General features: G+C 66.6%; 9 protein-coding genes and 1 pseudogene. 4 read left to right on the top strand and 6 right to left on the bottom strand.

Annotated elements, in window-relative coordinates:
* Positions 1-136 precede the first annotated feature (136 nt).
* The gene (locus KQ310_RS02285; protein WP_259720172.1) at positions 137-574 is read right to left on the bottom strand and encodes a hypothetical protein; all 438 of its coding nucleotides are present in this window, start codon (positions 572-574) and stop codon (positions 137-139) included.
* Here KQ310_RS02285 and KQ310_RS15805 point away from each other — a divergent pair.
* Positions 517-882: a zincin-like metallopeptidase domain-containing protein gene (locus tag KQ310_RS15805; RefSeq protein ID WP_311134684.1), complete on the top strand. Its 366-nt coding sequence runs from the start codon at positions 517-519 to the stop codon at positions 880-882. The two genes, KQ310_RS02285 and KQ310_RS15805, sit on opposite strands and share 58 nt — an antisense overlap.
* Positions 883-990: 108 nt before the next feature.
* Positions 991-1,155 (top strand): annotated as a pseudogene (locus KQ310_RS02275) (class I SAM-dependent RNA methyltransferase); the annotation flags it as partial.
* Here the strand turns inward: KQ310_RS02275 and KQ310_RS02270 are convergent.
* The 5 genes from KQ310_RS02270 to kdpA form a co-directional block, all read right to left on the bottom strand.
* Entirely contained in the window at positions 1,140-2,261 is a 1,122-nt protein-coding gene (locus KQ310_RS02270; RefSeq protein WP_259720171.1) for a universal stress protein, read from the bottom strand. The pseudogene KQ310_RS02275 and the gene KQ310_RS02270 sit on opposite strands and share 16 nt — an antisense overlap.
* Before the next feature lie 5 nt (positions 2,262-2,266).
* Complete coding sequence (gene kdpC / locus KQ310_RS02265) at positions 2,267-2,845, bottom strand: K(+)-transporting ATPase subunit C (RefSeq protein ID WP_259720170.1); 579 nt, start codon at positions 2,843-2,845, stop codon at positions 2,267-2,269.
* Positions 2,845-3,045, bottom strand: coding sequence for a potassium-transporting ATPase subunit F (locus KQ310_RS02260; protein WP_259720169.1), 201 nt, complete (start codon positions 3,043-3,045; stop codon positions 2,845-2,847). Before KQ310_RS02260 ends, kdpC begins: the two co-directional genes overlap by 1 nt.
* Positions 3,046-3,121: 76 nt before the next feature.
* Positions 3,122-5,278, bottom strand: coding sequence for a potassium-transporting ATPase subunit KdpB (gene kdpB / locus KQ310_RS02255; RefSeq protein WP_259720168.1), 2,157 nt, complete (start codon positions 5,276-5,278; stop codon positions 3,122-3,124).
* Complete coding sequence (gene kdpA, locus KQ310_RS02250) at positions 5,275-6,951, bottom strand: potassium-transporting ATPase subunit KdpA (protein WP_259720167.1); 1,677 nt, start codon at positions 6,949-6,951, stop codon at positions 5,275-5,277. Before kdpA ends, kdpB begins: the two co-directional genes overlap by 4 nt.
* A 152-nt stretch (positions 6,952-7,103) precedes the next feature.
* On the opposite strand from kdpA, the gene KQ310_RS02245 reads away from it, so the two are divergent.
* Positions 7,104-8,099, top strand: coding sequence for a sensor histidine kinase KdpD (locus KQ310_RS02245; RefSeq protein ID WP_259720166.1), 996 nt, complete (start codon positions 7,104-7,106; stop codon positions 8,097-8,099).
* A gap of 1 nt (position 8,100) precedes the next feature.
* Positions 8,101-8,664, top strand: coding sequence for a response regulator transcription factor (locus KQ310_RS02240; RefSeq protein ID WP_259720165.1), 564 nt, complete (start codon positions 8,101-8,103; stop codon positions 8,662-8,664).
* The last annotated feature ends 87 nt before the right edge of the window (positions 8,665-8,751 follow it).

Below are 8,751 nucleotides of genomic sequence, written 5' to 3'. Positions count from 1 at the left end.
CAGCCCCTCTGGCTGCCGGTGCCTGCTGCAGCCGACGATTGGCCGGAAACACCGGCATTGAGATGCCGATAACCAAGACCATTGGTTCAGCACGTGCTTGTGCTCGCTGGCGCTGCTGGTTTTGGGCGACAAACTCCTAGAGCCAGCGCACGAAACCACCCACCACCGGCAACGCCAGCAGGATCAACGGCCTGCCCGCATTGAGCGGATGGGCGGCTTCTGATGCTGTGCCGGGTCCTCCGCCCCCACAGATCACCACCACATCGGCACTGAGCACGTTGATCACGTTGCGGGCCTTCCCCATGCCGGTGAACAAGGCCAGATCCAGTTCCGCTGTGCCCTGCCTGTCGTCACCGCATCCTTCATCGGGCAACACCCCCACCACCAGGTGCCCATCCACCCGTGCCGCGCCTCGGCTGGCTGCAGCCATCACCCCCGCCGGACGACCACCGGTGAGCAGCACCCAACCCCTGGCGCTGATGCACTCGCCAAGCTGCTCAGCCAGCCGCATGGCTTCTGCAGAGGCACCGTCCCCCGCACCCATCACGCCAACGACCGGTCGCCGGCGGCTCATGCGACCTCCGGTGCCCCCTGTCCCAGGCTCACCATGCCGGCCTTCTGGCACAGGCGCAGGATCTGGACAAATCCACCGGCCACGAATCGCGGCTGAAGCGTGATCTGGGCGGAGCGTTCGGGAAGCCACGTCATGCCGGCAATGAGCTGGTCGCTGAGCTCGATGCCGTGCTGCTGGGTGATCGGCTGGAGAACGGCAGCGAGAACGAAAGCCATGCCGCCTGTCTCGTTACCTGGATCGAGCTGCTCAAGAATCATCCAACGTGCTTTTCCAGGTGCTCAGCGAGGTGCGGCAGGCGGCGGATCTGATTTGTCTGGAACCCACTCTCGATGATCCTTTTGGGGTGAAGCGAGCTGAGGTAGCAGGCCTTCCAGCACCCTATCCAGGCCTCCTACAGATTAGAGATCAACAGGAGATACAGCGCCTTAGGTGCCAGCGGTGAACGCTGCTCCGGCTGGAGCCTGTGGCTGCTGAGCGGCAACCCCGCTCTCACCGGGGCGCTACGGATGAAGGCGCTCCGCAAGGTGCCTGTGAGCAATGGCGGCCTCGATTGCCGCTGGCTGCACTACTGGATCCCTTGATCTTGTCCGCCCCTGGGATCCTCTGGCAACTCCGCCTGGGGGGAGCCGGCGTCGATCGAGATCAGGTGCAGATCCACCGCCTGGCCCTTGAGCCGGTGCTGGAGCTTCTCGGAGAGCGTGCGTCGCAAAAAGGCCTGGGGGCGAGAGCGCAGGGTCTGGCCCAGCACGATCTGGCTGATGCCGCGTTCGCCGGCGACTCGCGCGATCGTGCCGAGCGCATCGTCGCTGTCGATGCGCAGGAACTCAGCGCCGAAATCCTCACAGAGCCGGGTCGATTCCTCCAGCCGCACCGCCTGTTCTTTGTTCAGGAAGCGGGCGGGATCCAGCACGGTGAGCACCAGCAGCGGCGCATCCATGAAGCCCGCCAGCCGGGCGGCTCGGCGCAGCAGCCGGTTCGATCCGGGGTAGGTGGAGAGGCACACCATCACCCGCTCACGCATCCCATTGGCCGGTGGGCCATCCTCCTCCACCCGGTCGGCCACCTCCCGCAACGCCAGCTCCCTGAGGGCCACCAGGTGGGGGCGACGGAAAAAATGGGACAGGGCCTGGTCCACCTTTTCCGCGGCATAGACCTTGCCATCGCGCAGCCGCTCCTGCAGGGTCTCTGGAGTGACATCCACCAGCACCACTTCCTCGGCCTGCTGCAGCACCCGATCGGGGAGACGCTCGCGCACCACCACACCGGTGAGCTGGGCCACCTGGTCATTGAGGCTCTCCAGGTGCTGGATGTTGACCGTGGAGTACACATCGAGGCCGGCGGCCAGCAGTACCGCCACGTCCTGCCAGCGCTTGGGGCGCTCGCTGCCCGGCACGTTGGTATGGGCCAGCTCATCCACTAGGACCAGCTGGGGGCGGCGGGCCAGGATCTCCCCCACGTCCATCTCTTCAAGGCTCACCCCCTTGTGGAGGAGGCGTCGCCGGGGCACCAGCTCCAGCCCCTCGGCCTGGCGGGCCGTGTCGCGGCGCCCGTGGGTTTCGAGCACACCGATCACCACATCAACCCCCTCCCTCCTGAGCTCCTGGGCCTCCTGCAGCATGCGAAAGGTTTTGCCCACGCCGGGAGCCATGCCGATGAACAGCTTGTGCCGTCCCGGGCCCTTGAGCATGCGGATCACGGCGCCCGCAGATCGAGTTCGTGGTTGAGCGCCAGCAGGTTCACCCGCGGTTCGCCGATGAAGCCCAGGACACGACCCTGGGTGTGCCGCAGGATCAGTTGCTCCAGCTTTGCGCTGGGTAGGGATCGGGCCGCGACCAGCCGCGGAATCTGCTGACGCGCGGCTTCCGGAGAGATGTGGGGATCGAGCCCCGAACCGGAGGCATACAGCAGATCAGCGGCGGGCTTCTCAATGCCCGCTTTGGCGTAGGTGGAGGCCGTGGCCTCGATCCGTTTCACCAGCTCGGGGTTGGTGGGGCCCAGGTTGCTGGGGGCGGAGGTCGGTGCCGTCTTGCCGGTGCTGTAGTCGACGGCACTCGGACGGCTCCAGAAGTAGCGATCGGAACTGAAGGGCTGGCCAATCAGGGTCGATCCCAGCACCTGGCCGCCCGCATTGCGCAGCAGGCTGCCGTTGGCCATGGCGGGGAACAGGCCCTGGCCCACCGCCAGCAGCGGCAGGGTATATAGCACCAGGGTGAGCAGCCAGAGCACAACGGTGAGCCGCAGGGCCTTGAAGCCCTCTCGCAGAAAGGACATCAGAAGCGCTCCGGTTGAAAGATCACGACGAACAGGTAGCCCGAGAGCACCACGATGCCGGTGAGGAGCAGGGCGAGGGCGGTGGTCTGGACAGGACTGGGGCTTGAGCCGAACAGTGGCGCGGTGAGGGCCGTCCCCAGGGCCAGCACCAGTGGCAGCCAGAACAGCGGTCGACTCAGGAGGCGAGACGTAGAAGCCATGGGTCGGGGAAAGGTCGGGTGACGGGTTGGCGGGGATCAGAAGGGAGGCTCAGATCGGCCTGAACGGCTCGGAAGGTCAGACCAGCCGCAGGGCAGACACAGCCAGATCAATCAACTTGATGCCGATGAACGGCACCACCAGCCCCCCCAGCCCATAGAGCAGCAGGTTGCGCCGCAGCAGCTCATCCGCCGTGGCCGGCCGGAAGGCCACCCCCTTGAGGGCCAGGGGCACCAGGGCAGGAATGATCAGGGCGTTGAACACCATCGCCGAGAGGATCGCCGACTGGGGGCTGGCCAGGCCCATCAGATTCAGCGGCGCCAGGCCCGCCTGGCCGAAAAGCGCCGGCAGGATCGCGAAGTACTTGGCCACGTCGTTGGCAATCGAGAAGGTGGTGAGCGCGCCGCGGGTGATCAGCAGCTGCTTCCCGATCGTCACGATGTCGATCAGCTTGGTGGGATCGGAATCGAGGTCGACCATGTTGGCCGCCTCCTTGGCGGCCTGGGTGCCGGAGTTCATCGCGACGCCCACGTTCGCCTGTGCGAGCGCGGGCGCATCGTTGGTGCCATCCCCCGTCATCGCCACCAGCCGCCCGAGCCGCTGCTCCGCCTGGATCACGGCGATCTTGTCCTCCGGGGTGGCCTCGGCGATGAAGTCGTCAACGCCGGCTTCGCGGGCGATCACACCGGCGGTGATGGCGTTGTCGCCCGTGAGCATCACGCTGCGGATACCCATGCGGCGGAGCTGATCGAAACGTTCGCGCATGCCGGGTTTGATGATGTCCTTGAGGTAGATCACCCCTTGGATCTCGGCGTTCCAGCACACCGCCAGGGGGGTGCCCCCGAGCCGAGACACGCGCTCGTAAGCCTCATCGAGGTCGTCTGGCACCGTGCCACCCCGGGAGCGCACGAACCCCTTGATCGCGTCGACGGCCCCCTTGCGCAGCTCGTTGCCATCGGCCAGATCGGTGCCGCTCATGCGCGTGCGCGCGGAGAACTCCTGAACCCCCAGCAGCTCCGGCAGGAGCTGGGCGCTCATGCGCGTGCGCGCGGAGAACTCCAATCCCGTGGCCGTGTCCATCTGCAGAGCCGTCACGGCATCGAGCTTCTCGGCCAGGCGCACGATCGATTTGCCCTCCGGCGTGCCATCGAACCAGCTGGCGGCATGGGCGGTGGTGGCTAGCTCCCGTTCGCTGTGGCCGCCCACCGGCAGGAACTCCTCCGCCAGACGGTTGCCGAGGGTGATCGTGCCGGTCTTGTCGAGCACCAGGGTGGTGATGTCACCGCAGGCCTCGACGGCGCGGCCGGAGGTGGCGATCACGTTGAACTGGGCCACCCGGTCCATGCCGGCGATGCCGATGGCACTGAGCAGGCCGCCGATCGTGGTGGGGATCAACGCCACCAGCAGGGCCACCAGCACCACCACAGGGGTGGGGCTGTTGATGTACGCGGCCACCGGCGGGAGGGTGGCCACGGCGATCAGGAACACCTGGGTGAGCACCGCCAGCAGCACCGTCAGGGCGATCTCGTTGGGGGTTTTGGTGCGCTCGGCACCCTCCACCAGAGCGATCATCCGATCGATGAAGCCCTTGCCCGGGTCGGCCGTGATCCGAATCAGCAGCATGTCGGAGACCACCCGGGTGCCGCCCGTCACCGAGCTGGCCACATCGGAGCCCGCTTCCTTGAGCACGGGGGCCGATTCGCCGGTGATCGCCGATTCATCCACCGCCGCCACCCCATCGACCACCTCCCCGTCGGCGGGGATCATCTCGCCCTGGCTGACGCGCACCTGATCCCCACGGCGCAGGGCGGAGGAGTCCACCAAAGCTTCGCTGCCGTCGGGCAGCAGCCGCCTGGCCTGGGTGCTGGCCTGGGTGCGGCGCAGGGCATCGGCCTGGGCCTTGCCGCGGCCTTCTGCCAACGCCTCAGCGAAGTTGGCGAACAGCAGGGTGGCAAGAAGGATCAGGCTGAGCAGGGCGTTGAAGCCACGGCCCGGCGCCTCGGGGCTGAGCTCAAACAGGCGCGGCTCCACCGTGGCGGCCAGGGTCACGAGCGTGCCGCACCAGACCACGAACATCACCGGATTGCGCACGGTGAGGCGCGGGTCGAGCTTCACGAACGACTGGAGCACGGCCCGGCCCAGCAGGCCGTCGCTCCTGGGACGCTCGGTGTAGCGCCTCTGGTCGCGGCGACCCCGCGGCATGCGGGGGAAGATCGGCGGTTGCAGGGTCGTCATCGGGCATTAACCAGCGAAAAGGCTTCGGCGATCGGCCCGAGGGCCAGCACCGGGAAAAACGTGAGCGCACCCAGGATCAGGATCACCACCCCCGTCACCACGGTGAACAGACCGGTGTCGGTGGCGAGGGTGCCGGGACCTGGCGGCACCTTGGGTTTGCGGGCAAAAGCAGCCGCCAGTAGCAACAGGGCCACGATCGGCAGGTAGCGCCCCCCCAGCAGGCTGACGATGGTGCTGAGGTTCCACCACAGCGTTCCATCGCCCAGGCCTTCGAAGCCACTGCCGTTGTTGGCCGCCGCCGAGGCGTATTCGTAGACCACCTGGCTGATGCCGTGGGAACCCGGATTGCTGATGCCGGAAAGGGTGGGGGCATAGGAGAGGGTGATCGCCGCCGGCACCAGCACGAACAGCGGATGGATCAGCAGGATCAGGCTGCTCCAGACGATCTCCCCCTTCTCCACCTTGCGGCCGAACAGCTCGGGCGTGCGCCCGACCATCAGGCCGGTGAGGAACACAGTGAGGATCAGGAACACCAGCAGGTAGGCCACGCCGGTGCCCTGGCCGCCGAAGATCACCTGCAGGAACAGGTTGAACAGCGGCACCAGCCCCCCCAGGGGCATCAACGAATCCATGGCACCGTTCACCGCTCCGGTCATGGAGCCGGTGGTGATCGTGGCGAACAGGGCGGTGAGTCCGGCGCCGAAGCGCACCTCCTTGCCCTCCAGGTTCGGGCCGCTGAGCCAGGCGGCCAGCAGGGGATTTCCCCCCTGCTCGGAGCTGATGGCCAGGGCTGCCAGCGCCAGGAACAGCACCGTCACGAGCAGGAGCAGCAGGGTGGCCTGGCGGCGGTTGCCCAGAAAGCGGCCGAAGGCGTCGATCGTGGCGGCCGGAATGGCGAACATCGCCACCATCGCCAGCAGGTTGGTGAACGGGTTGGGATTCTCGAACGGATGGGCGGAGTTGGCGCCGAAGAAGCCGCCACCGTTCTCGCCGAGTTGCTTGATCGCCTCAAACCCCGCCACCGGGCCACGCACAAGGATCTGATCGGCGCCCTCCAGGGTTTTGAGCGTGATCGGGCCAGCGAGCGTCATCGGCGCGCCATTGACCAGCAGCACCAGGGCGAACACGAAACTGAGCGGGATCAGCACCCGGGTGATCGCGCGGATCAGGTCGGTGTTGAAGTTGCCCAGGGGGCGGCCGCAGAGGCCACGGATGAAGGCGAAACCCACCGCCAGGCCGGTGGCCGCCGAGGTGAAGAACAGGAACTGCAACGCCCCGAGCTGGCTTAGATCACTGAGGCTCTGCTCCGGCGTGTAGTGCTGCTGGTCGGTGTTGGTTAGGAAAGAGATCGCCGTGTGCAGGGCTGTATCCCAGCGCACCGCCGGCAGTCCCTGGGGATTGAGCCAGGGGGGCTGGAACAGAAGAAAGGCCAGAGCCACCAGCCCAAAGAGAAGATTGCTGAGCAGCAAGGGCCTGAGGTAATCCCAGGCCTGCTCAGCCGGGCGGCCGCGCTCGCCGATGAAGCGCAGCACCCCGTTTTCCACTGGGATCAGCCAGGGATCGAAAAGGGGCTGGGGCTGGTCGTCGAATACCTGATGGAGGTGCCGGCCCAGCACAGGTGCCGTGGCCCAGATCAAGGCCACAAAGACGACGACCTGAAACCAGTCGGTCATGGGCGGTAGCGTCCGTTGCAGTGATCTCCGTCACTTTCCGCCGGGCGCTGGAGCGTCCGCATCTGCCGGTGGGTATGAATCGGGCAACGCGGTCTACACCCAGGGACATAGGGCCTCTGAGCGACGCTGTTAGCCAGGTGTCGGTGATGACGATGGCCGTCGCGCTCCTGGAATTCGTCACGCCCCAGGACATTGTGTTCGGCACGCTTTACGTGATCCCGATGCTCCGTCTGGGCACCACGGCCGCAGCGCTCACACTCTGGGGTTACGCGCTGCTGGTCTGCGCCCTCACGCTTCTCAATCTGGTGCTGCCACCCCCCGTGACCCTGGAGGGGCCCGTCGTCGTCAACCGGCTGCTGGTCTGCGGCGCCCTGCTCGTCACCGCGGGCCAGTGCCTGCGGGTTCAGGCCCTGCAGCGCCAGCGGCTTGACCTGCAAGCCCGCCTCAGCGTCGAGGATCTGCGCAGCGACTTCGTCGCCACCCTGGCCCACGACCTCAAGACACCGATCCTCGGCACGATCGCCACCACGAAGCTGCTGGGTGAGCAGCAACGTCCCGATGGAGCGCTTCTGAGCCGGGCGATCGCCACAATCGAGCGCGGCCAGACGCGTGCCCTGCGCCAGATCCAGACCCTGCTGGAGGTCTACGGGAACGACGCTGAGGGTCTGCGATTGAGCCCAGAGTGCCTGGATCTGAGCAGCATCGTTGAGGAGGTGATCGGCGAGGTGAGCGCTCTGGCGCAGGAACGTCAGCTGACCATCCGACTGGCGTTCATGGGCAGCGGGCAGTGGCAGGAGCACACACTGGTAGGCGACCGCGTGCAACTGCGGCGGTTGGTCGAGAATCTGCTGCTCAATGCGATCCACCACAGCCTGCGCGGGGGACAGATCCTGGTGACGCTGGCGGCTTTGGGCTCCGCTCACCGGCTCCAGGTCATCGATCGCGGACCCGGGGTTCCTGAGCAGGAACTTCCCAACCTGTTCCAACGCTTCCACCGGCTCTCAGCAGACCGCCAGGGCAGTGGCCTGGGCCTCTACCTCTGCCGCCAAATCGTCAGCGCCCACGGCGGCACGATCTCTCTGCGCAACCGGACAGGCGGCGGGGCTGAGATCGAGGTGGACCTGCCCATCGAAGCCAGAGAGGCCTGAGATGACCCGTTGCCTGGTGGTCGAAGACGACGAGCTGTTTCGTCTGGGGCTGGAGATCACCCTGGCCGGGTTCGATCGGATCGAGGGCGTTCTCACCGCCAGCGACGGCGAACAGGCCCTGGAGCTGCTGCGCCGGCAAGCGGTGGAGGTGGTGCTGCTGGATCTGGGGCTGCCGGGGCTGGGGGGACTCGAAACCTGCCGGCGGATCGCCACCGATTACCCGGAACTGCCCGTGCTGGTGATCACCAGCCAGGAGGATGCCGCTGCCTGTCGGCGCCTGCTCCTGGCAGGCGCCCGCGGCTACGTGCGCAAGGGCGTCTCGGCCCATGACCTGCAATTGGCGATCGAAACCCTGCTGCGGGGAGCTTCCTGGTGGGATGCCCAGGCCACGGCGGCTCTGAGGGGACTGGGTCTCTCGGCGGGATCAACCGAGGTCGCCTCCGGCGAGACCCAGGACGCAGTGTCCGGCAATCGAACCAGTAAAGACATCCCTGGGCTCAAGCTGCTCACCCCTAGGAGTTTGTCGCCCGAAACCAGCAGCGCCAGCGAGCCAAGCACGTGCTGAACCAATGGTCTTGGTTATCGGCATCTCAATGCCGGTGATTCCGGTCAATCTTCGGTTGCCGCACTGACAGGCAGCCAGAGGGGCTGT

The sequence above is a fragment of the Synechococcus sp. CS-1328 genome, from assembly GCF_025128095.1.
Lineage (GTDB): Bacteria > Cyanobacteriota > Cyanobacteriia > PCC-6307 > Cyanobiaceae > CBW1002.
The sequence above is the reverse complement of the archived record's forward strand: the minus strand, read 5'-3'. Positions and strand labels throughout refer to the sequence as shown.

Bases quoted from the DNA above. Each gene is read 5' to 3' on its own strand.
- KQ310_RS02285 (WP_259720172.1), bottom strand. From the start codon at position 574: ATGAGCCGCCGGCGACCGGTCGTTGGCGTGATGGGTGCGGGGGACGGT.
- KQ310_RS02270 (WP_259720171.1), bottom strand. From the start codon at position 2,261: ATGCTCAAGGGCCCGGGACGGCACAAGCTGTTCATCGGCATGGCTCCC.
- kdpC (WP_259720170.1), bottom strand. From the start codon at position 2,845: ATGTCCTTTCTGCGAGAGGGCTTCAAGGCCCTGCGGCTCACCGTTGTG.
- KQ310_RS02260 (WP_259720169.1), bottom strand. From the start codon at position 3,045: ATGGCTTCTACGTCTCGCCTCCTGAGTCGACCGCTGTTCTGGCTGCCA.
- kdpB (WP_259720168.1), bottom strand. From the start codon at position 5,278: ATGACGACCCTGCAACCGCCGATCTTCCCCCGCATGCCGCGGGGTCGC.
- kdpA (WP_259720167.1), bottom strand. From the start codon at position 6,951: ATGACCGACTGGTTTCAGGTCGTCGTCTTTGTGGCCTTGATCTGGGCC.
- KQ310_RS02245 (WP_259720166.1), top strand. From the start codon at position 7,104: ATGGCCGTCGCGCTCCTGGAATTCGTCACGCCCCAGGACATTGTGTTC.
- KQ310_RS02240 (WP_259720165.1), top strand. From the start codon at position 8,101: ATGACCCGTTGCCTGGTGGTCGAAGACGACGAGCTGTTTCGTCTGGGG.